The organism is Bacillus sp. T2.9-1 (genome assembly GCF_950097965.1).
In the GTDB taxonomy this organism is placed as follows: domain Bacteria; phylum Bacillota; class Bacilli; order Bacillales; family Cytobacillaceae; genus Niallia; species Niallia hominis.
Window position 1 is genome coordinate 12,262 of the sequence record NZ_CATNHG010000101.1, and the last position, 22,573, is coordinate 34,834.

Consider the following 22,573-nt stretch of genomic DNA (forward strand, 5'->3'; position numbering starts at 1 on the left):
CCTATACCTTTTGCACAGCTATATCGCCTATATTTATTAAAATATTCAATTTAATTTTTTTTATTGCCTCTTCATAATCGGGTGTTACATACTCTAAGCTATTTCCAAGCCCATCTCTAATTGATTGAAGTATGCGTACTTCTCCAATTTTCGCTTCTGCAGTAACATTCATCGCTAAATCATCTGGAACAATAATTTTTATGTCACCAATTCTAGCATGTATAAACAATTCAGTTTCTCCTTCTGGAATAAAGGCTTTGCTAAAATCGATATAGACATCTCCTATCCCATGAGATATATGCATTGGTTCAACAGACCAGTTGTCTGTGTTATATTTCACGTCGCCAATTCGAAATGATTTCTTTGTGTAGCGGTTTCCTCCATTATCATATTCAAAAGAAAATTTCTTTGGGCTAATAAGCCTTAATGCCAAAAGAATAATTACTAATGGCCATAATCTCCAAAAATCCACGAAACCAAATTCCAATACTTGGAATCGATCCAATATTAATAAAATTGAAAACACAAGAATAAATAAAGTGAAAAACAAATTATTTTTCCTCTTTAATGAAATATGATAAAGAGATAGACTTCCATATATAAACAACAAAAACGGATATATTATGACAAATATTTTTTTTATTTCCAAGGAAATGACACCTATACTAATGAGTAATAGGATAACGCCTAGAACCAGTAAAGTAATGGAAAACAATGTTTTGGGGATAGATTTTTTCAAAGACTTCCCTTCTTTCTTTAAACATTTATACTTTGGGTGATATTTCTTCTTTCTATATGGATAAAATTCCAAAAAGGACAACAAGAATATAAACTTATTGTACTATCATTTCGACTATTTTTGTTCCTTCTATCGAAGTTTTTTTCTCCGTCCTTAGAAGTAGTCTCCATTTTTTCATGTAATAATTTCTCCTTACTTCAGATATAAGGAGGTTCCATAAAACGAAGCAGAATCTCCCCTGATCGATAATAATAGAAATCTTCTACTCATTGTCCTCCTCCTTTCTCTTTATTTGTTATCTCGAGCAATAGATATTACTTCCGTTAAGAGGGATACCCATTTTTCTTAAAAGGACTTATCACCTTTTACATGCAGCCACATAGTCTGTATTAACCGAATTGTGATAAATGCCTATTGCATTATCGACCTTAAATCGGGAAAGGAGCTGCATTAAATGGGTATTGAATTAACAGCACTTCATTGGATATATGTATTATTTATTGTTTTTATTATCGGATTTATGGTTATGAGAAGAGATACAACATTTATTTGTATTGTCGGAATCTTTCTTTTAGCCATTACAGCAACTGGGTCATTAAGCACGTCGATTAGCAGTATTTTTAATAGTTTTATCTTTGCGATCACAGAATTGTTACCTACTATTGTGGTCATTTCCATCATCGTTGCAATGAGCAAAATTTTGACAAAAACAGGGATTAATGATGTGATGATTTCTCCCTTTTCGAAATTAATTCGTTCACCAAGTCTTGCATATTGGACGATTGGTATCGTAATGATGTTGATTTCTTTCTTTTTCTGGCCTTCTCCTGCAGTAGCATTAATTGGTGCTGTTTTATTACCAGTCGCGCTGCGTGTTGGTTTGCCAGGAATTGCTGTTGCCATGGCTATGAACTTGTTTGGTCATGGAATCGCTCTATCAGGAGACTATATTATTCAAGCAGCTCCAAAGCTAACTGCAGATGCTGCTGGTATCCCTGTGCAAGATGTCATGCATGCAAGTATTCCCCTAGTTATTGTTATGGGACTTGTGACCACTATTTCTGCTTTCTATTTTATTAAACGTGATATGAAAAGAGGAACATTAACTTATTCGACCGGCATCAAATCTTCCAGTACATCAGAACTACTTCCTTCAGTTAATCAATTACTGCTTAGCAGAACCCAAAAGAAATTATTTGCCATTCTTATTCCGATTCTTTTTATTCTTGACGTAGTTGCCATGTTTCTTCTAGATTTACAAGGTGGAGATGCTACTGCACTAGTTGGAGGAACATCCATTATTATTCTTCTTTTAATTACACTAGTAAGCTATAAAAACAAGGGGTTAGAAAAAACAACCAGTTATTTAATCGAAGGTTTTCAATTTGGCTTTAAAGTTTTTGGTCCAGTTATTCCCATTGCCGCATTCTTTTATTTAGGTGACTCAGGCTTTAATACGATTATCGGGGACTTTCTTCCAAAAGAGTCACACGGAATTGTAAATGATCTCGGAGTTGCTATAGCTTCCACTGTTCCATTAACGAAAGAAATTGGAGCAGTCACATTAACTGCTGTTGGTGTTATTACAGGCTTAGACGGTTCTGGCTTCTCCGGAATTTCTTTAGCAGGATCCATTGCTGGTTTGTTTGCCCATGCAATTGGCAGTGGCATAAGCACCTTAACTGCTTTAGGGCAAATTGCTGCAATATGGGTTGGTGGCGGAACTCTAGTGCCTTGGGCGTTAATTCCTGCTGCTGCAATATGTAATGTCGATCCATTTGAATTAGCTAGACGAAATCTTCTTCCAGTTTGTATCGGATTAGCGGTTACCACCATTTTCGCAATGTTTCTTATCTAAATAGACAGCCGGACCACACTAATAAACAATCAAGGTATTAAGCTTCATATTTTCAAAATAAAAAAAAGGCTGGGACAAAACTAAATAACTAATCTTTAAAGAGCTACAATTTCTAATTTAGTTTTTAAATATAGTTAAGCGTAAAAACTAAGTCGTTCCATTGCGCTACAGATGCTCCATTTCACTTCATTATTAAACCTTTTTCCAAATTAATAAACACGAATTTTTATGTAAATTAACCACATAAAAATTCGTGTTTATTATTAGTTGCACCGCTTATGTCCCAGCCTCATTCTTACGTCTATTCAGTCTATCTTTAAAAGTTTCGTACAAACCTACCCATATAAATAACCAGATTCCTCCTAATAAGTAGCCACCAATAACATCTGTTGGATAGTGTGCCCCTAAAGCAATTCTGCTTATCCCAATTAGTAGAATTAATACAAAGGCAGCACCTGCTAATATTAGTTTCCCTGCATTTGCTTTTATTTCCTTTGCGATAAGATGGGCAATAAACAAGTAGAGAAGCAATCCTACCATTGCATGCCCACTAGGAAAACTAAAACTGTCTGCCTCTATAGCATCCGCTGTTATCGGTCTAGGTCTTACTACTAGATCCTTTACCCATTTATTTAATTCATTACCTATTCCCACACATAGAACAAATGTGACAATCCCAGCATAATCTTTCTTTTTCCACCAAAGAAAAAGGATGAAAAGCAAGGCAATGATTCCAATCCCAATCTTATCTCCTAAATAAGATACCCCTTCCCAAAAAGGATTTAAGCTAGTTGAAAAAAGGATATGTATAAAATCAGTTATCGCTGTATCAGTGGCCAATTTCTCCTGACCAGATACGCCAATAATAAGAAGGATAAAAAATAAGAACGAAAGGATTAACAGACCCCAAGCCATTTTTGATTTTCTAATATCCATGTTTTGCCCTCCATACGATATTCCATTTAAACCTTATTTTAACAACATTCCCTTCATTAGGATAGGGGAAAATTAAGAACTAATCCTTTTCCATCTACCTTTCTCCTATCCTCCTACTTTTTCCATGCTATAATAAAAATATTCAAAATAGTAAAACGAGGTGAAAGAGATGCTAGAAGAAATATGGGAACAATTAGAGAACTATTATGACGAAATGGTCGAAATACGAAGATACCTTCATCAGCATCCAGAATTATCATTTAAAGAGTATAAAACAGCTCAGTATATCATCTCTTTCTATGAAAAATTAGGAATTCAGGTTACTGGCAACATCGGCGGAAATGGAGTAGTAGCAAAAATAACTGGAGGAAAACCAGGCAAGACAGTTGCTTTACGCGCTGATTTTGATGCCCTTCCGATACAGGATGAGAAAGAAGTTGCTTATAAATCAAAGGTTCCAGGTGTTATGCACGCCTGTGGTCATGATGGACACACGGCGACATTATTAATCCTTGCTAAAGTAATACATGAATTTAAAGAAAAATTGTCAGGAAATTTCGTTTTCATTCACCAACACGCAGAGGAATCAAACCCCGGTGGAGCAAAAGCGATGATTGAAGCTGGCTGTCTCGAAAATGTGGATGCTATATTCGGTACTCATTTATGGGCGACGCTTCCTACAGGTACTGTTTCCTATAAAGCTGGTCCAATGATGGCTGCTGCCGATGAATTTAAAGTCAAGATTCAAGGACAAGGTGGACATGGAGCACAGCCCCATAAGACAAAAGATTCTCTTGTTACAGCTTCCCAACTCGTCATTAATCTGCAACAAATTGTCAGCAGAAAAGTTAACCCAATCCACAATGCTGTTTTAACAGTAGGCTACTTTGAATCTGGAAATGCTTTTAATGTAATTGCTGATACTGCTACAATAGGAGGAACAGTTCGAACATTTAATTTAGAAACGCAAGCACTTATTAAAGAAGAGCTGGAAAGAGTGATAAAAGGAACCTGCTATACAGCGAATAGCACGTATGAATTTGAATATGATGATGGATATCCAGCTGTTGTCAATCACTCAGAAGAAACTTCTTTTTTAGCTCGTTGTGCCGAAAACATCCCAGGAGTGTTTGTGCAAGAAGGAGAACCAGAATTAACAGGTGAGGATTTTTCCTATTACCTTCAGCATAGAAAAGGAGCTTTTTTCTTTACAGGTGCAATGCCTGATACAAACGGCCTTACTTATCCACACCATCATCCAAGATTCGATATTAACGAAAAAGCAATGCTTATTGCAGCAAAAACACTTGGGTCTGTTGCAATTAATTACAATCTTACCTTTTCTGAAGAAGAAACGAATACAATTAAAATATCGTAAATTCCAGAATCAAAAGAGGCTGGGACATAAGTATTTCAACCAACAGTAAATACGAACTATAATGTAATTATATTGTATAAAAGTTCGTGTTTGTTTTTTAGAAAAAGGTTTAAAACCGAAGTGAAATGGAGCGGAGGACGGTCGACTCCTGCGGGAAATAGAGGGAAGGCTGAGACCCCGCAGCGCAGCGAGGAGGCTCAGCTTCCTCCCCGGCGCATCGTGCGTCTGTAGCGCAATGGAACGTCTTGGTTTTTACACTTACCTATATTTAAAAACAGAGATTAAGTAGCTTTATTTTAGAGCTAAATTAAATATTGTTCGTCTTTAATGATTAGTTATTTTGTTTTGTCCCACCCTCTTTATTTTAATTGTTTCTGTTCTTGAAAATAACGTCAGCGATATACATTTTTAGCAGCCTCACCTAATTGATCTAATAAATTATAGTTTGCGTAGGCACCAACTGCGGCACCAATCCCTGGGACAAGCTGAAGCATTTTCACAAAATCAATAAAATCCCGATATTCCTGTTGTAGCTCCTGCCAGTTAAGACCCGCAACTTTTTGCTTTTCTTGTTCCCAATTCTCGATTACCTCTAAAACTTCTCTTCGTTTGCCTTCACTTGAAAAAGCTAACTGAAAGATATAAAGCAAATAGATTCTTTCTTCTAATTTGTCCGTATCATATCCATAGATAGTTGCTGTTTCCATCAAAAAGTTCATTTTAATAGAAAGTAATAGTGGAAAATCAGCCAATCCAAGCAGAATCCCACCGGCACCAGTTCCAGCGCCTTCTACAACAGCGATCTTTTTATATTGGCCAATCTTTTTCGTTAACTCCTCATCTTTTCCTTGTAAAGTGTGAAATCGTGGCAGATTCTTTTTCTTTAATATATTGCTACCAGCAAGCGTCGCTTGGATCATCTGTTTGATCGCTTCGGTAATTGTTTGCTGAATTTTATCGGGGATATAGGCATTTATTTTATTCTGTGCCTTCTTGGATACTCTATTTAAAATAGAAGAACGTTTTTGAAGTTTACGTTTCCACTCCTCCACTTCTATGAATGCTCTCTGTTCATATTCATTCATCTGCATTCCTCCTTTTGCTTATTATTACGTTGACTATAAACAAATAGTTCCCTTTTTTTCTACTAATCAATAAGGAGCTTTAATCCTTGGCAAATGAAGGTTTAAAGCTCCTTATCTTTTAGGAATGTTTCACTTTTTTATTTATATACATTAAAACAAAAAAAGCAATAAAGGCTCCATTAACTATTAAAGAAATCACTGCATATAAAAAGTCCCCTTTAAGTGCAATAATAAGCGTTAAAACAAATCCTTGCCATCCTAAAATAGTAGCCATTATTTGCTTAAAAGCTTTTTCTCTATAAAAGGATTCGACTGGATAAATAGTAATCCATAGCTTGTTATCATAAGCATTCCAAAGCGGCAATAACTGCAAACCAGTTAAGAAAACAAATAATACACTAATGAAAACTTGACCTGGTCCAAAAGATAAGAAAAAGATGAAAATTCCACTTATCACAGTTAACCTTAGTGTTAGTCCAAAATAGTCACCTGCACGTATATAGGTTCTCCAATATAAATGGGCAAACACTTTATCTTTCGCATAAGGAATTCGACTAAACAACAAATCAAGTAAACGTCTTCTTTTAATACGATTTCTTAGTTTAGGTACCTCTGTAAACATATTCGCAAAACGATAAAAAGAGGCTAATCTTTTTTCATCCTGTTCGATTAAATATTCCCAATTTAGCCCTTTCTTGCTTGTCTCCTTCTGGAAATAAACAAGCAAAAATGCCATGATAAGGAGTAAAACAAGAATAAAGTAGGGAGAAGCATCTGCAAATAATAAATAAAGTATAGCTAAATTCACAAAGAAACGCACAACAGTATCTGTGTAATGGTAGTGAACATTTACATAATATTGAACATGCCAGCGAATAAGCAAATTAGCCCCTTTCGTGATCAATAGCACAATTAGTAAATACCAAAAGCGGCTAAAGTCCCCCCCATGTACTTGTGCATACAACGGCATTAGTGCTGCCAAAAGGATCAACAGTAAATATCCTTGGATAACAAAGCTAACCACCATTGACTTCAGAAAATATTTCTTCATTTTCATCTCAACAGCAATCAAAAAGATCCGATCGGCATCCTTTAAAAAGGTATAGGTAGGACTATTTGTCAGAAAAAAAGTAAGGATAATGCTCATAATAAGCGCCACAGGAAAATCATCGGGAATCGTTTTCAGCCAGGCTTGATAGTAAAAGGCTGCAGTTCCTAACAAAAACACTAACACTATCACAAGATGTCCATTGAAAATATACTTTAAATATTGACCATATTCTTTTGCTGTTTGTCCAGCTCTATCTTTCCATAATTGCTTTTCATTAAATTCAAACATGTTCTTCTTCCTTTGTTAGAAGAATATATAGATCATCCAGTGTAGCACCAGGCATATTAAAGGCCGCCCTTAATTCCTCCATCGTTCCCTGACACTTAATTTTTCCTTCGTGAATAATGATAATCCGGTCACAATATCTTTCTGCAGTAGCAAGAATATGAGTAGACATTAAAATCCCTGCACCCTTTTCCTTCATTCTCTTAAGTTGATCGAGCAAAGACTGAATACCAAGTGGATCCAATCCAACGAATGGTTCATCCACAATATAAAGAGATGGTTCCACTAGAAAAGCACACATAATCATTACCTTTTGCTTCATTCCTTTAGAAAAATGAGCAGGAAACCATTTTAATCTTTTTTCCATTCGAAACTCTTTTAATAATGCTTCCATTCGCTTTTGATAGTCAGATTGAGATAATCCATATGCCATCGCCGTTATTTTCAAATGCTCTTCCAATGTTAATTCATCATATAATATAGGTGTTTCTGGCACAAAGGTAAACTCTTTTCGATAGGCCTCTTTGTCCCCTTCAAACGTCTTTCCATTAATGAATATTTCTCCTTTATGGGGTTCCATTAAGCCAATAATATGACGAATAGTAGTACTTTTCCCTGCACCATTTAACCCAATTAAACCGACCATCTCATTCTTATTGATGGAAAAAGAAATATCTTTTAGAACAGGATTCTTTGTATATCCCCCAGTAACATTCTTTATTTCTAACAACGCCATATTTTGTACCTCCAATATGTATTATCTATAGTTTAACAACATTCTCCGTTAATTAAAAATGATTGTGCAGAAAAACTTTTAATTCTTTTGTATATAAATTCTTAATCAGGACATTCTATTTATTGAAGGGGAGCACCAATGAAATATTGCAGTATAAACTTCAATATTAAATGAGGTGTTTGCAAAAGATTCTATAGAGATCTTTTAAAAGAAACTTCCATTCGTTTTTAAAAGGGGATGTTTGCCTTGCATAAGCAAGATATAAACATAAGATCAGTAACACCAAGTTGCTTTCTATCAAAAGCAGCCTTATAAATCATTTCCACTTTGAAATGAGGTGTTTGTCGCAGACTGTCATCCAATCTTTATACGTTGATAAACTTATAAAGACATTTAAGGGGATGGTTCGTTTGAACAATGATCGATTTTTCTCAGAAAAGTAAAACAATTCATTTTTAAATGAGGTGTTTATCAAAGAGAAGAACCCTGAACGATAAAAATAGAAGTTCTCTCCTTCAAAAAGAGGGTGTCCTTACAAGGTATTCTTATCATGTATTTCCATGTTAAAGGAGTTAACTTAAACTTCTCACTTGGAACATTTATGATAAGAGGCTCCTTACAAGGCACCCTCTTTCCTTTTGGTGTTCATTAAAATAGCTCCTGTGTTAAAATATTGGTAATACATAATGAAGGAAGGTTTTTTTATGAGTGACTGCATTTTTTGCAAAATAATCGCTGGAGAAATTCCATCTAAAAAAGTTTTTGAAAATGAACATGTTATGGCTTTCTTAGATATAAGCCAGGTAACAAAGGGACATACATTGGTGATACCTAAAAAACATGCGAAAGATATTTACGAATTAACCCCTGAAATAGCAAGCAATCTGTTTGAAGTGGTACCAAGTATTGCATCCGCAATTAAAGAGGCTTATGAACCAATTGGGTTAAATCTTTTAAATAATAATGGCGAAAAAGCGGGACAGTCTGTTTTCCATTATCATATGCATCTCATACCAAGATACGGAAAAGGGGATGGATTCGGTGCAGTATGGAAAACAAATTTCGACGGATATTCAAATGAAGAATTAACAGAAATTGCGGATAAAATTAAAGAAAAAGTGAAGTAAAGAGACAAAAGTAACAGCGAGTAAAGATATTTCTTAAAAAATTCATTTTTTCCAAAAGCTATATAATAATAATTTCCATTTCATCTCATTCGTTCTTTCTCCCCTATCGTATCAACTATAAACATTTTCGAAGCTGGGGAAAATATTTTTTTAATAGCACAAAACCCCAAAACACCATTTTGAAAAATTCTCATTTTTTCAAAAAAGGTGTTTTTTAATCTGTACAAATCAGCGGAATTTGTTAGTATAAGGGTAATCTTTTTGTCTTTACCACATTACTAATTGAAAAAGTGAATTTAGGAGGAAAGAACGTTGAAAAGAGCATATAATTTTAATGCAGGTCCAGCTGCTTTACCTGAATGGGTTCTACAAGAGGCAAAGGAGCATTGGCTGAATTTTAATGATACAGGAATGTCTTTAATGGAATTAAGCCATCGCAGCAAAGACTATGAGGCTGTACATAATGAAGCAAAAGAGCTCCTTACGTCTCTACTTTCCATACCAGATAATTATGACATTCTTTTTTTACAAGGAGGAGCAAGTCTTCAATTTACGATGGTACCAATGAACTTGCTTCCGAAAAATAAAACGGCCTATTACGCACTGACTGGCGTATGGTCAGAAAAGGCAATCAAAGAAGCCGCTAAACTTGGCAATACAGCAATTTCAGTATCTAGTAAAGAGGATAACTACACATATATTCCGAATCCTGAACAAATTGAATTGCCAAAGGATGCTGCTTATCTGCATATTACAAGCAACAATACGATTTATGGAACTCAATGGAGCAATTATCCAACAAATTTATCTGTACCTTTAATAGCTGATATGTCCAGTGATATTTTAAGTACACCAATTGATGTATCACAATTTGGCATTATATATGCCGGTGCCCAAAAAAATCTTGGACCTTCTGGCGTAACGGTAGTTATCATTCGAAAAGATTTAATTAAAGAAGATAACACTTTGCCAACTATGTTAAGTTATCATACACATGCTAAGAATAATTCATTATTCAATACCCCTCCTACTTTAGGTATTTATCTTTTATCTCTAGTACTAAAATGGGTGAAACAACAAGGTGGTATCGAAGGAATAGCTAACATAAATAAGGAAAAAGCACAGCAATTATATAATGTTATGGATCAAAGTAATGGTTTTTACCGAGGACATGCAGAAGAAAAGAGCCGTTCAAAAATGAACGTAACCTTCACTTTGCCGTCAGAAAAGCTTACAAAGGCCTTCTTACAGGAAGCAAAGGAAGCAGGATTTGTTGGTCTAAACGGTCATCGATCTGTTGGAGGTTGCCGAGCTTCTATATACAATGCTGTTCCACTGGAACATGTTGTCGAACTAGCTAAATTTATGAAGGATTTTCAAAACAATCACCTCTAAAAAATTACGAAATATCCTTAAAAATAGTAATGATAACTTGATTACGTTATAATAAGGAAAAAGAGCGAGGTGTTAGCAAATGAGCGCAAAATCATTCTTATCAGGATTTTTAATTGGAGGAATTGCAGCTGGAATTACTACCTTACTGACAACTCCTTACTCAGGAAAAGAAGTGAGAAGAGTCTGCAATGATAATGGAAAAGCTTTTCTACAACATATTCAAGAATTAAAAATCGATTTAAATGAAATAAAAGATTCCATTAAAACTGTTACTGTAGAAGGAAAAACAATTTTAAGCGACTTTATTGAAGACCTTAAACTATCCTTAGATACGTGGAAAGAAGAAATTAAGCCACATCAGGAATTACTTCAACAGGAACTCGATGAATTACAATCAACCATTAATGAGTTAGAAAATGATTTAAAATAGCTTAGTCTTCACATGGCAAAAATTTTTTAAAAAATGGAGGTTTTCTAACAAGGAATCCCTCCATTTTTTTATCTATTCAAAATCGCCTTAGTTATGTCACTTTTTCTAACGCAACAATGTTAAATCTTTATTCGCATATAATTTTCCTAGTCCTTTTTCTACCAATTATCACATTCCATTTTTTTACTTCTCTTTTTCAACAATTAATTTCTTATTCACTCTCCAAAAAAACTTCTCCCTTCTTTTTTCCTAATCCATAATTTTTTTGACAGGTAATCTCCCCACTTTCATTTTTTTCTATCCTTCCCAAACTTTATTTCCTCAAATATGTCTAAACAAATACATGAATTTTTATTTACTTTTTTACATATCTATTCAAGTAAGCGCTTACTTTAAATAAAAATTCTTATTTCTAAAAATTTTGTTAATTTTTATCTTTATTAATTTTTGTTTTATTGGCATAATGTTTATAGATAACAGAAAAGTAGGTGATTGTGGATGAATGAAAGTCAGATTTCAATGAAGGATGCTTTACTCTTTACTCAAAGAATCGGACAACTTAGCAAAGCATTATGGAAGGCAATCGAGAAAGATTGGCAAAGCTGGATTAAACCGTATGATTTGAACATTAATGAGCACCACATACTTTGGATTGCTTACCAGCTAAACGGAGCATCTATTTCAGATGTAGCAAATTTCGGAGTAATGCATGTCTCAACAGCATTTAATTTTTCGAAGAAATTAGAAGAAAGAGGACTACTACAATTCTCGAAAAAAGAAAATGACAAAAGAAATACGTATATTTGCCTTACAGATAAAGGGAAAGAAGTATTTGTTCAAATTATGGAAGATTATAATCCAAATAATAGCTCAGCATTATCCGCCTCCTTGCCAATCAAAAATCTATATGGAAAGTTTCCAGAGCTTCTAGAAATGATGACAATCGTTAAACATATTTATGGAGACGATTTTATTGAAATTTTCGAAAAATCCTTTTCTAATCTTGACGATATTTTGGAAGAGGATGAAGGACATCTAAAGAAAAAAGATCCAGTATATTCTAAATAGAGAAATAGAAATTGGGGAATAGGACTCTAGGTTTGGGACATTCTTGACCGGTGGTAAAAAAGATAAGAGAGCAGGTTGCTTTCTTATCTTTTTTTCGGAAAATTTAAATAAGTTTTACAAATGTAAGTAAAATACATATAAAGCATGATATTTTTCTGTTTGCAAATAATATTTTTAATAAATGTCATAAATTTGTATTAAGAGCCTATTGATTTTTTACTCTTTTCGTCGTAAAGTATCAAGGTAAGTTTGCTTGATTAAACGCAAGATAAGAAAAAGAAAAAGATATTCTTCCAATTATTAGTTATTCAAGCGAGAATTTATTATTAAAAGTAGCTAAAAATTTCTCCCTATGGAGGGTATTAACATGAACTGTTGGAAGACTGTCAACTTCCATAAAAAATATGGAACGCAGCGCCTATTTATTTTGTCTTCTATGACAACGATTGGTTGTTTTCTTTTCTTATATGTACCAATAACAACCTATTTTGCAAATAACAAACTTTCTGACGATTATTTTTTATTATTTATGACATCTATATTGCTTATATATCCTTTACACAAATTATTGCATTTATTACCAATGATTCATTTAGGGGATAAAATTAAGAAAACATGGAATGTACAATTTTTACCTGTTTTACACATTCAAGTAAAAGAACCAATCGGAAAAATTCAATTTCAATTCGCACTAATTTTACCTTTTGTCATCATTAGTGGATTATTACTTGTATCTTGCTTCCTTTTCACGAGCTATGTTCATTATTTTTTAATGATTTTCGCTTATCATACAGGTATTTGTGTTCCAGATTTCATTCGGATAAAAAACCTCTGGAAATCACCACGTTCTTGCTATGTAGAAGAAAACGAGGATGGATTTGAGATATTAATAAATAATGTAAGTGAATTATCTTAAATGGATACTATTATTGTTTTACCAAACATATAATGAGATAAAACTAGAACGACTGATTTTCTAGCCTCCTAGAAAGATAGATTGTAAGGAGGCAAAAAATCCTTCTGACGAAGAATCTAAGTTTACTGCCTAAAATAGTTGATAATACTATCTTTTTGTCCTGTTATTTGATAATGTAAATATCATACAATAAATTCTGCTTAAAGGAGGGAATCAATGATGATCTCCATTTTCATTATTTTAGCTATTTTTATTTTATATAATATTAATAGACTAACAAATGCCCTATGTTTACAAAAAGAAATTCCTGAAGAAAAACAACCAAAAGTCTTTCGAACGATAAATGTTCTTATTACCATTCTTTTGATTTCTTCCTATGTAGATATTCTTTTTTAAGATTTTTTTAACTAAACAAACTCTGTCTTATATACGGAGATATGTAGAAAAGAAGCAATGTAATAGCAGTCCAAACAGACTATTACACTTGCTTCTTTTTATATGCCTTCAGATCAACTTATAGCCAAGCTGCTCCGATGATTACTAATAAGATGAATAGTACTACTAATAAAGCAAAGCCTCCACCGTAAACTCCTCCACCAGACATGAAGATTCCTCCTCTCTCTATCGTTCCAGTTGTTCTTTGGCGCATAAATAGGCACTCATCCTAGTAAGATTGCCTTTATACGCTATTATAGCTTACAGCCATGCAGCGCCAACGATAACTAATAAGATAAACAATACAACGATTAAGGCAAAACCTCCGCCGTATACGTTACCCATAGTAACACCTCCTTTAAGGTTGCTACCATTTGTTTAAAAATTACATGGTGTTTCGGTTTTTCTACTTTCTTTTATTTATTGGCTTCCATACAACCATAACCAACTTATTCTAAATTTGTTTTTTATCAATATTCGTCCGTCCCTATTGGATGTTATTGGTCACTTGTTAGCCACAGATCTTATTTTAGATCCTCCATAAAAGAATGAACTAATATTTATAATACTTTGTACTGTATTACCACTCTCACTTCATCTTTTGCCATATAAACCGTAACAACCTTATGAATTTGCTTAACGCGAATTCTTTGAGCTCTTTTTCAAGCTCAATTTATCATATGTATTCGCCCTAAATTCGGAACAGGACATATACCCATTTTTTTATAAGGAATGGAAGGCGCAAAAAAATAGCATCTCAAATAACTTTATGGAAAAGACATAAAAAAACAAAGAATCCAATCTACAAAATTCATTTCCATTAAACGAAGAAACGCTATTTAGGAATGAATCTTATACATTTAATCCTTTGTATCAAAGAAAGTAAAACTTCCCTCAACGGTGATTTTTTCCTATCACACTATTGGTTTGGTTAGTTGAACCAATCGAATTATTTACAGACAGTTTACTGCCATTTACCACTGTAAAAAAAGAGTTAAATAGAAACTTCAAGCAGTTGTTTAATTCTCATACACCCTCACTTCTCCATCTCTACGTTTTTTCTCCTCTTCTAGTCTTTTCATATAAACCTCTCCTTCCCGTTCAATTATTTCATTTTCAATTGCTCTATCCTCTTTTCCAGTTTTAACAGCCATAATCGCACTAATTGCAATTCCTCCCAATACAAAAATAACCCAAAGTGGAATTCCTAGCATTGAAAATTACCCCTTTCTAGTAATTTCTATCTTTTATTTCATCCTATGCTAGAAAAACTAGATTATTCCCTCTTATCGGCTTTTTTGCAAGAAATTACATTACTTGATTAGCAAAAGCAGCATTTATCTTTGGGATGCAAAAAAAAGGATGAGAACTCAGTGAACTCATCCTAGTCTTTTTATTTATGAAATGTTGGTTTGTAAAAGGAACGGTTTTCTAACGGAAAAACTCTTTCCGTAAATTCCCCTGGTTTCACTCGATCTAATACTCGATCCAGCATATTCATTTTTGCATCTAAGTTATCAATATAGTGTAAGATTTCCGCTTCTTTAATTAACGGAGCTTTTGGACTTCCCCATTCAGGCTTTCCGTGATGGCTGATTATCTATATATATAAAGTGAGAAAAATATTAAATATATAGTAGTTTCAATACTTCTCTTGCATTTTTCTCATATATAGTGAGAAAAAGTAAAGATTTATAGAGCCTACCTCTATTCAGGTGTAAGCAATTCTCTACCTTTGGCAATTTTCATTCCGCAACATCCTGTTTCTGTAAATTTTTAATTTATTTGTTCAATTATATATCAGTAGAGTCGCAACATAGGAGCGCGAGCAACTTCAAAAAATGTTAGAGGATCTACAGGAAGGTGACATTATTTTTGTTACTGACTCAACCCGAATCAATCGGAGTACACAGTACTTATTTGAATTGATTGATTTAATTCGAAGGAAAAAGGATAGCTTAAAATCACTCAAGGATACATGGCTAGAATCTTAATAAGCAAAAACTGTGGCATCTCTTTCAAGCGGTCACACCAATCATAAGTTTCCTCCCGTACAATCTTTACTTTAAAACAAAAGGTCCTTTTTCTATGGAAGAATGTATTTATAACTATCTAAAGTCAGAGTCTAAAAATTAGTGGGATAACTTAGATGAATATTACAGTGGAAAAATGGTATCAGTTGGAGGCTGAAGCGATAACTTTACTTCACTAACGGATGCGTTCATTTTCAGATGGAGATGGAGCAAAAAAAGTACAAGTACTATATTAAGATAACGAGACCTTATCTACAACAAGGATTGAATCCCTAATCGTTTTAAAAGACACGACTATTGAAGATAAGCAAGTAATATAAGCTTGTAACAATGATTCTTTGAAATCTTCGATACAAGCTTAATAATCGATAACAAATTATTTATTAATACATATCAATTCGTATGCTGCTTTACCATCTATAAACGCTTTCGCATGTATTAGCTTGGGGTTCATAATAACAATGTTGTTTATATTGACCTGCTAATGGTTGAGCGTACCAAGTAGGTGGGCATTTACCATATGGATTGAAATACCAAAGAGCATATTTAGAAGGATGCTCTCTCCAATAATCTAATGCTTTTCGTGCTAATCTTTTTTCGACATCTCTTGCACCTTGATAAAAAACATTCCCTTTTTGTACTGCTTCAAAAGAATAATTTCCTCCTTGTACTTGAAAAATCACGTCCCTTATTGACCTTAAATTTAAAAAATCTAAACAATCTGCTTTTAGTCGGTTTACAATGACATTACCAACCATAAGCATCCCTAGTCGTCCTTCTCCTTCAGCTTCTGCTCTCATCATCCTTGCCATCAATGCAACATCACTTTCGGTATATTTTACTCGTGGCACTTTTATCACTCCCTATATCTAATTATATGAACGTTGTTCATCAGAAATACCTTGTTGAAGTTTACTAATGAGCGAGTTAAAATGAATTGTGAAAAAATCAGGAAAATAATACATAAGCTAATAATTTCATGAGAAATGAAGAGAATATGAATGATAAATGAAGGAGGAATGTAACTATGGCATTAACACCTTATGACCCATTTAGACAATTAGTAAATATAAGAAGAGATTTTGACCGTATCTTTTCTGACCTACCGTTTGATTTTAGTGGGGACAAAGAGCACTTTGGAAGTATTAAGGTAGATGTGCATGAAAGTGAAAATGAAGTTGTTGCAACTTGTGATATACCGGGACTTGAGAAAAAAGAAGACGTAAACATTGATATTGAAAATAATGTATTATCGATTAGCGGTTCTATAAACAAAACAAATGAAACAAAAGAAAAAAATATGTATAGAAAAGAACGTTACACAGGTAGTTTTCACCGAGCTATAACACTTCCGAGTCTTGTATCTACCGAGGGAGTATCAGCAACCTATAAAAATGGTGTATTAGAAGTAAAAATGTTAAAGACTACACCAAATAATAAAAAGAAAATTGATGTGGAATTTCATTAAAATGAGCAAATTATATGAAGTTATGAAAGAATTTGATAAGGATTATTTGCAGGAGATATCTAATATGCAACCAGAATTAGTGGATTTGCTTATATTAACTTGTCATTCTTCAAATAATAAGAAGAAAGCTATATTAGATGAACTTGCTCATAACATTAAGTCATCATATATTAAAAACAATATTAACTAATCTTCCGATTAGAACTATCTAAACAAGGGGGTGTCGAATTTGGCATCCCTATTGTTGTAACAAAGTTAAGAGGTAAAAAAAATGCCCTTACTGTATTTTCTTTATTTTTTGTGAGTTTTCACCTAAAGATACATAAGAAACTATGTATAGATTGTTGTAAGAACCAAATCTATTATACTAGAGTAATACAGGGTATTTATTTTGAATAAATTCAAACTTCGTTCAATTAATTACCTCGGTAGATAGTATTTAACATAAGGATAACTTATCCCCCCCATTCCTTGCTTATTATTGCATAGAGGTAATTTCTTTTTCTACTTCTTCTTGAATTACATTGTTGAAAATAAGTATGCAAATAAATGTACTTTAACTAAACTGTTTTAATTCAATAACTACATATAGAAAGCTCAAAAATACATTATTTTACTTATTAAAATGGATTATTGTCTCTTTGTTACTTATCTTTGCCTTATAAAATCAGAAAATGATTAACAGATGTCTTGTTATTAGAGGATGCAATTCACTATAAAATGTGAATGATAACTTCCAGTAATGTGTTTCAGTTATTATAGCAGAAATTGTGTCATTCTACTTGATGTTCACAATTGGCTAAAAGAATGAACCATGCGTTAAACTTCATTGAAAATAAAGAAATAGACTACAAAGAAACTGCAAAAGTAGCTAAATTTTCCGAGTTTCACTTTTCAAGAATGTTCTCTTCAATCTCAGGTGTATCGCTCTCAAAATATATTAGACGTAGACGGTTAACACTCGCAGCATTTGAAATTCAAAAAAGTGAAATTCGGATCATCGATGTGGCAGTTAAATATGGTTATGTTTCTTCTGATACTTTCTCACGTGCTTTTCAAAAAATGCATGGAGTAACCCCTTCCAATGCTCATAATAGAGGGGTACAGTTAAAAGCCTTTCCCAGAATATCCTTTCAAATTACTATTAAAGGAGATACCGAGATGGATTACAGAATTGAAAACCTTGATTTTGAATTAAGAATTGTAGGAAAAAGTAAGCCAGTAAAAACAAGCAGAGCATTTAAAACAATCCCTACGCTTTGGAACACCGCGAAAAAAGATGGATTTATGCAAGAACTAGTAGCTATGTCATGGAAAAATCCAAAATGCACGCTTGAAAGCCTTCTGGGGGTTTGCGGAAAAGAAGCCGCCATAACAGATGAAGAATTTTCCTATTTCATGGGCGTAAGATACGATGGGGAATCCCCTGAAAATATGGAGACGCTTATTATACCCGCAAGTACATGGGCAGTATTTCCGAACATAGTAGATGCATGGAAACGTTTATATACCGAGTGGGTTCCTAACTCCGAGTATGAACTTGCAAATTTACCTTGTATAGAATGTTATTACGGTCCGAAGCATAAACCAAGACACGAACTCTGGGTCCCTGTTATCCCGAAGTAAATTCATATTCAGTAATAGAATGTGTTTATGGGACTCTGCAGACGAAACGCAAATATTATACGCTATCAGAAATATAATTAAAAAGTCAATTCCATACTGAAGTGACCCCATAAAGTTAGACAGGTTATTTCGTTAGGCGGCTTGCAGGGCATGAACTCGGTATTGTACCGGGCTCATGCCTTTTAATTTTGCCTTGATTCGTTTGTGATTATAGTAATTTATATATTTTTGTAGTTCTTTCTTAAAGTGTTCTATACTTTCAAATTCTTTTCGATAAAGAAATTCTGATTTCATGATGCCAAAGAAGTTTTCTATAACTGCGTTATCGTAACAGTTCCCTTTGCGAGACATACTTTGTGTAACACCCCGTTCACTAAGAGAATGACGATATTGCTTCATTTGGTAGTGCCAGCCTTGATCCGAATGAATGAGGAGGGTATCATCGTCTCTTAAACGTTCAAAAGCCTGATCTAACATTGTAGAAACAAGAGAGTAGGTCGGTCTTGAGCCGATGGTATAGGTAATGATCTCCCCGTTAAATAAGTCTAAAATAGGTGACAAATATAACTTTTCTCCAAATAACTTAAACTCTGTTATATCCGTAACCCATTTTTGATTTGGTTTTTCAGCTTTAAAATTGCGATCTAAAATATTGGGTGCAATTTTTCCAACCGTTCCTTTATAAGATTTATATTTTTTCATCCGAACCTGACATTTTATCCCTAATTCTTTCATGATACGCTGTACTTTCTTATGGTTGACCTTATGTCCGCGATTTCTAAGTTCATCACGAATACGGCGATATCCATAACAGCTATCATTTTCCTCAAAAATCGTTTGAATCAATACTTTCAGCTCTGCATCAGGATCGGGACGACTGAAGTTTTTCACCCAATAATAATATGTGCTGCGTGGAATGCTTGCGAGCTTTATAAGTGCTTTCACCGGAAATTCATGCCTTAATTCATAGACTACTTGCGCTTTGTCTTGTTTGGTGATTTTCCCTTGTTTTGAACTAAGGCATTCAACTTTTTTAAATACGCATTTTCCATACGTAGATGTTCTAATTCCTTCTGAAGTGCTTCCATTGATCCTTCAGTCTGTTCTTGTTTTTTCGGTAATTCTTGATTGTCATTCTTCAAAGATAGTCGCCCCTTTTTCTTTGGTTGTAGGGCATCATATCCTTTTGTTTCATAAGCAACTTTCCATTTTCGAACCGTTTCATAAGATGGAATATTAAAAATCGCTGCTGTATCCCTGATAGACGTCCCTTGTTCGTTCATATAATTGAGTACATCTAGTTTAAACTTTGCGGGATAGGATGTATAGCGCTTTTCAAAAGCATCTTCACCAAAGTACTCATATTGTTTAATCCACTGGTGAAGAATACTCGGATGAACACCTATAAATTCAGCAACTGATTTTCCTCCTTCATTTCCATTTAAATATTGTTTTACTGCCTGTATTTTTTCTTCTGGAGAAAACTTTGCCATAAAAAAACTGCACCTCCAATTGTTAGTTGTGTCTAACAATTGGGGTGCAGTTCATACATAAAGAATTGACTTTTGTGAAATTTGGCTAAATCACTCTAATAATGACTTTCTTGGTATTTCAATTTTCCTGAGTTCACTAACTTAACTTGAATGTTGATATGCTCGATACTATCCTTATTTAAAAAAAATGGCTTTTCTTTTATCTCTTGATTCCATCTCTGAGGGTTCTCCCGATATAATATTTCACCTAACCTATAAACATCTGAATTTATCTCCACTCCTTTTTCAAAAGTCTTTAAAATCTCATCTCTTATTATTTTTTTAGTGTTAACAACTAACTTGTTTTCACTAATTTCTTTTAACTTTTCGTTTATTCCGGCTTGTAAGGATACGTTAATGTTATATCTCACTTGTTCGTTAGTAATAACTGGAGTTATCCTCACCTTTGGTTTTTCTAATACTATAGAAACAACTGGTTGATCATCCTCAACTATCCATAAAGGAGATCGAACAGTTTTTTCATCTATCCATCTTAGACCGTTTAAATCAGATTTAGAAAGCCATCCCTGTAGATGGTTATTTCTTATAAAGACAGCACCGTCATTTCTTAACAATGGTGCTTTTTTATCTTCCTCTTTCCAATTTTCAGTGGATATTTTTATTGAAGGAATGAAAGCTGTTTGCCCAACAGGATTGCTATCTCGAATAAATTGGAAAAATTGAATGGGTTGTATGTAGGATCTTTGCTTATAACTTGCATTTGGTTCGTGAAGAATCGTCGAGAGTCCAGATAAAGTGAAAAATGATTTTGTTTTAAGTACATCTTCAACGGATTCATTTGTAACATAAAATTGGACATTATATCGTATTTCTCTATATCGATTTATAAAATCAATAGAGGATTTGATATCTTGCTCAAGTAATGTATTACTCAAAATCAATGTAGACACATGTCCCCAAAAAAGGCTTTGTTGTGAATCCTTGTATAATTGATTTAACGCTTCTGTCATCGTAATTCCTTCACCTCTCCCAATCCAAACCGGTGGCTGTTTATCAGGTCTAGCACCTTCTAGTCTAGCCACATTAGAAAAGTCCAGTAATTGAACATAAGCTATATATTTTTCATCTTTATAGTCAATTCCAAGTGCTGCAACATAGTAAATATCTTGTATTTCTTTGATATTCCAACATCCCGATAATACCAGACTAAAGAGAGTTAGTATGCTAATTAAAAAGAACCTACGTAGTTTCAGGATTGTCACTCCCCTTCATCCGTCTTTGTACTATCCCGCGTACGAACATAACTAACACGTTCTCTATAACTTTTCCATGGTAACCGAAATAGTGCTTTGAAAAGATCTGAACTAGACTTCGGAAATACTAAAGCTAAGTAAGGGATTCCGAAAGAACGTAACCTTGCCATATAAATGACAATCATAAATCCTCCCAACATAAAACCGTATAAACCCATAAAAATCGAGCAAACAAGAACACATCCTCTAAGAATAGATATTGAACTTGCTAATATTTGGTTCACTAGTGTATACCCTGAGATGGCAGAAAGAGCCGTAATAACGACCACCGAAGGAGAAATAAAACCCGACCGAATTGCAGCGTCTCCAACAATGAGTCCCCCAACGACGGAGAGAGTTTGTCCAAGAGGGGAAGGTAATCTTTGACCAGCTTCACGGAATATTTCAAACAGGAATAAAACGATCACAAGTTCTAATGGTGCAGGAAATGGCAACCCCGATCTTGCAACAGTTACAGTCGCAAGAAGAGGAAAAGGAATTTGATCTTGATGGTATGCAAGCAATGCCATCCAAAACCCGGGTAAGTAGACAGCTAGAAGAAATCCCACCCATCTATAAAATCGAGCTAATGAAATGGGTAAATAATTAAAATGTGAATCCTCTGCTGCTTTAATTAAAAAAGTAATGGTTACAGGAGCAATAATGACTAATGGTGAGCCATCTACTACTATGATTACTCTACCTTGTAATAAACATTCAACTGCAAAGTCAGGTCTGGATGTATCAGTAGAAAGTGGGAAAATAGAAAGTGATTGTTTGGAAACCATCTCCTGCAATTGAGTTGAACTAATAATTCCATCAATTTCAACATTAGATAATCGTTCCCGAATAGTATCCAGCATCTCCGTATTAACCACATCTTCTAGATATAATAATCCCACCTTAGTTTGAGTTCTTGTTCCTATCGTATAAGTTTGATAAGATAGCGTTGGCGACCTTAGTCTTTTTCGAATTAGTGCAATATTTGTTGAGATATCCTCTGTGAAATTATCTCTTGGGCCACGAATAGATACCTCGTAATTGGATTGTTCAGTTGAACGGTTTGGTTTATTGGATGCACTGACAGAAAAAAAACTTACACGGAATAAATAACACCAACGGATAAAATAGGTTATAATAGACTTATTAATTATTTAAGTTGGTGTTTATTTATGCGTACTAAAAACAGGTTGAATCCAAGCGAGTCTATCTATTACAGTCC

23 protein-coding genes and 2 pseudogenes are annotated in these 22,573 nt (G+C 33.9%); 12 read left to right on the forward strand and 13 right to left on the reverse strand.

The window, feature by feature from the left end; genetic code table 11:
- Position 1: 1 nt before the first annotated feature.
- On the reverse strand, positions 2–739 hold the full coding sequence (gene liaF / locus QQZ16_RS14600; RefSeq protein ID WP_031536656.1) for a cell wall-active antibiotics response protein LiaF: 738 nt from the start codon (positions 737–739) through the stop codon (positions 2–4).
- 454 nt (positions 740–1,193) lie between these two features.
- On the opposite strand from liaF, the gene QQZ16_RS14605 reads away from it, so the two are divergent.
- Positions 1,194–2,597, forward strand: a complete 1,404-nt coding sequence (locus QQZ16_RS14605; RefSeq protein WP_031536657.1) for a hypothetical protein — start codon at positions 1,194–1,196, stop codon at positions 2,595–2,597.
- 276 nt (positions 2,598–2,873) lie between these two features.
- Here the strand turns inward: QQZ16_RS14605 and QQZ16_RS14610 are convergent, their stop codons facing one another.
- Positions 2,874–3,533: a phosphatase PAP2 family protein gene (locus tag QQZ16_RS14610; RefSeq protein WP_048717154.1), complete on the reverse strand. Its 660-nt coding sequence runs from the start codon at positions 3,531–3,533 to the stop codon at positions 2,874–2,876.
- A gap of 169 nt (positions 3,534–3,702) precedes the next feature.
- Between QQZ16_RS14610 and QQZ16_RS14615 the strand changes: the two genes are divergently transcribed.
- Positions 3,703–4,911 (forward strand): M20 family metallopeptidase, encoded by a 1,209-nt coding sequence (locus QQZ16_RS14615; RefSeq protein WP_284561461.1) that lies wholly within the window; start codon positions 3,703–3,705, stop codon positions 4,909–4,911.
- 392 nt (positions 4,912–5,303) lie between these two features.
- Here the strand turns inward: QQZ16_RS14615 and QQZ16_RS14620 are convergent, their stop codons facing one another.
- The 3 genes from QQZ16_RS14620 to QQZ16_RS14630 form a co-directional block, all read right to left on the reverse strand.
- The gene (locus QQZ16_RS14620; RefSeq protein ID WP_284561462.1) at positions 5,304–5,996 is read right to left on the reverse strand and encodes an EcsC family protein; all 693 of its coding nucleotides are present in this window, start codon (positions 5,994–5,996) and stop codon (positions 5,304–5,306) included.
- A gap of 118 nt (positions 5,997–6,114) precedes the next feature.
- Entirely contained in the window at positions 6,115–7,335 is a 1,221-nt protein-coding gene (locus tag QQZ16_RS14625; RefSeq protein WP_284561463.1) for an ABC transporter permease, read from the reverse strand.
- Positions 7,328–8,068: an ABC transporter ATP-binding protein gene (locus QQZ16_RS14630; RefSeq protein ID WP_031536663.1), complete on the reverse strand. Its 741-nt coding sequence runs from the start codon at positions 8,066–8,068 to the stop codon at positions 7,328–7,330. Before QQZ16_RS14630 ends, QQZ16_RS14625 begins: the two co-directional genes overlap by 8 nt.
- Positions 8,069–8,772: 704 nt before the next feature.
- On the opposite strand from QQZ16_RS14630, the gene QQZ16_RS14635 reads away from it, so the two are divergent.
- From QQZ16_RS14635 to QQZ16_RS14660, 6 genes are all read left to right on the forward strand, one after another.
- Positions 8,773–9,195, forward strand: coding sequence for an HIT family protein (locus QQZ16_RS14635; protein ID WP_031536664.1), 423 nt, complete (start codon positions 8,773–8,775; stop codon positions 9,193–9,195).
- Between the two features lie 312 nt (positions 9,196–9,507).
- Entirely contained in the window at positions 9,508–10,590 is a 1,083-nt protein-coding gene (gene serC, locus QQZ16_RS14640) for a 3-phosphoserine/phosphohydroxythreonine transaminase (RefSeq protein ID WP_031536665.1), read from the forward strand.
- A gap of 79 nt (positions 10,591–10,669) precedes the next feature.
- The gene (locus tag QQZ16_RS14645) at positions 10,670–11,020 is read left to right on the forward strand and encodes a YtxH domain-containing protein (protein ID WP_235251565.1); all 351 of its coding nucleotides are present in this window, start codon (positions 10,670–10,672) and stop codon (positions 11,018–11,020) included.
- A gap of 498 nt (positions 11,021–11,518) precedes the next feature.
- The gene (locus QQZ16_RS14650; protein ID WP_031536667.1) at positions 11,519–12,088 is read left to right on the forward strand and encodes an HTH-type transcriptional regulator Hpr; all 570 of its coding nucleotides are present in this window, start codon (positions 11,519–11,521) and stop codon (positions 12,086–12,088) included.
- Positions 12,089–12,455: 367 nt separating this feature from the next.
- On the forward strand, positions 12,456–13,004 hold the full coding sequence (locus QQZ16_RS14655) for a DUF3267 domain-containing protein (RefSeq protein WP_235251566.1): 549 nt from the start codon (positions 12,456–12,458) through the stop codon (positions 13,002–13,004).
- Positions 13,005–13,220: 216 nt separating this feature from the next.
- A complete protein-coding gene (locus QQZ16_RS14660) occupies positions 13,221–13,400 on the forward strand; it encodes a hypothetical protein (RefSeq protein WP_035416273.1) in 180 nt (59 codons plus the stop codon).
- Positions 13,401–13,518: 118 nt separating this feature from the next.
- Here the strand turns inward: QQZ16_RS14660 and QQZ16_RS14665 are convergent, their stop codons facing one another.
- The 4 genes and pseudogenes from QQZ16_RS14665 to QQZ16_RS14680 all read right to left on the reverse strand — a co-directional run.
- On the reverse strand, positions 13,519–13,608 hold the full coding sequence (locus tag QQZ16_RS14665) for a YjcZ family sporulation protein (RefSeq protein WP_035416274.1): 90 nt from the start codon (positions 13,606–13,608) through the stop codon (positions 13,519–13,521).
- Between the two features lie 92 nt (positions 13,609–13,700).
- A complete protein-coding gene (locus QQZ16_RS14670; protein WP_035416275.1) occupies positions 13,701–13,784 on the reverse strand; it encodes a YjcZ family sporulation protein in 84 nt (27 codons plus the stop codon).
- Between the two features lie 674 nt (positions 13,785–14,458).
- Positions 14,459–14,653 (reverse strand): sporulation YhaL family protein, encoded by a 195-nt coding sequence (locus QQZ16_RS14675; RefSeq protein WP_031536670.1) that lies wholly within the window; start codon positions 14,651–14,653, stop codon positions 14,459–14,461.
- A 179-nt stretch (positions 14,654–14,832) separates the two neighbouring features.
- A pseudogene (locus QQZ16_RS14680) lies at positions 14,833–15,039 on the reverse strand (3'-5' exonuclease); the annotation flags it as partial.
- 220 nt (positions 15,040–15,259) lie between these two features.
- Between QQZ16_RS14680 and QQZ16_RS14685 the strand changes: the two are divergent.
- A pseudogene (locus QQZ16_RS14685) lies at positions 15,260–15,427 on the forward strand (recombinase family protein); the annotation flags it as partial.
- Positions 15,428–15,882: 455 nt separating this feature from the next.
- Here the strand turns inward: QQZ16_RS14685 and QQZ16_RS14690 are convergent.
- A complete protein-coding gene (locus QQZ16_RS14690; RefSeq protein WP_031536671.1) occupies positions 15,883–16,323 on the reverse strand; it encodes a cell wall hydrolase in 441 nt (146 codons plus the stop codon).
- Between the two features lie 176 nt (positions 16,324–16,499).
- Here QQZ16_RS14690 and QQZ16_RS14695 point away from each other — a divergent pair, with 176 nt between their 5' ends.
- The 3 genes from QQZ16_RS14695 (at position 16,500) to QQZ16_RS14705 (ending at position 18,566) form a co-directional block, all read left to right on the forward strand.
- Positions 16,500–16,940 (forward strand): Hsp20/alpha crystallin family protein, encoded by a 441-nt coding sequence (locus QQZ16_RS14695; protein ID WP_031536672.1) that lies wholly within the window; start codon positions 16,500–16,502, stop codon positions 16,938–16,940.
- Between the two features lies 1 nt (position 16,941).
- The gene (locus QQZ16_RS14700) at positions 16,942–17,130 is read left to right on the forward strand and encodes a hypothetical protein (protein ID WP_002081493.1); all 189 of its coding nucleotides are present in this window, start codon (positions 16,942–16,944) and stop codon (positions 17,128–17,130) included.
- Between the two features lie 617 nt (positions 17,131–17,747).
- Positions 17,748–18,566: an AraC family transcriptional regulator gene (locus QQZ16_RS14705; protein WP_031536676.1), complete on the forward strand. Its 819-nt coding sequence runs from the start codon at positions 17,748–17,750 to the stop codon at positions 18,564–18,566.
- Positions 18,567–18,698: 132 nt separating this feature from the next.
- Here the strand turns inward: QQZ16_RS14705 and QQZ16_RS14710 are convergent.
- The 3 genes from QQZ16_RS14710 to QQZ16_RS14720 form a co-directional block, all read right to left on the reverse strand.
- Positions 18,699–20,059, reverse strand: a protein-coding gene (locus QQZ16_RS14710; RefSeq protein WP_109768643.1) for an IS3 family transposase whose coding sequence is annotated in 2 segments (ribosomal slippage) — positions 18,699–19,603 and positions 19,603–20,059 — 1,362 coding nt in all. Because the reading frame shifts where the segments join, the coding sequence is not laid out codon by codon here.
- Between the two features lie 95 nt (positions 20,060–20,154).
- Positions 20,155–21,321: a Ger(x)C family spore germination protein gene (locus QQZ16_RS14715; protein ID WP_284561464.1), complete on the reverse strand. Its 1,167-nt coding sequence runs from the start codon at positions 21,319–21,321 to the stop codon at positions 20,155–20,157.
- Positions 21,318–22,505 (reverse strand): spore germination protein, encoded by a 1,188-nt coding sequence (locus QQZ16_RS14720; RefSeq protein ID WP_342395201.1) that lies wholly within the window; start codon positions 22,503–22,505, stop codon positions 21,318–21,320. Before QQZ16_RS14720 ends, QQZ16_RS14715 begins: the two co-directional genes overlap by 4 nt.
- Between the last annotated feature and the right edge of the window lie 68 nt (positions 22,506–22,573).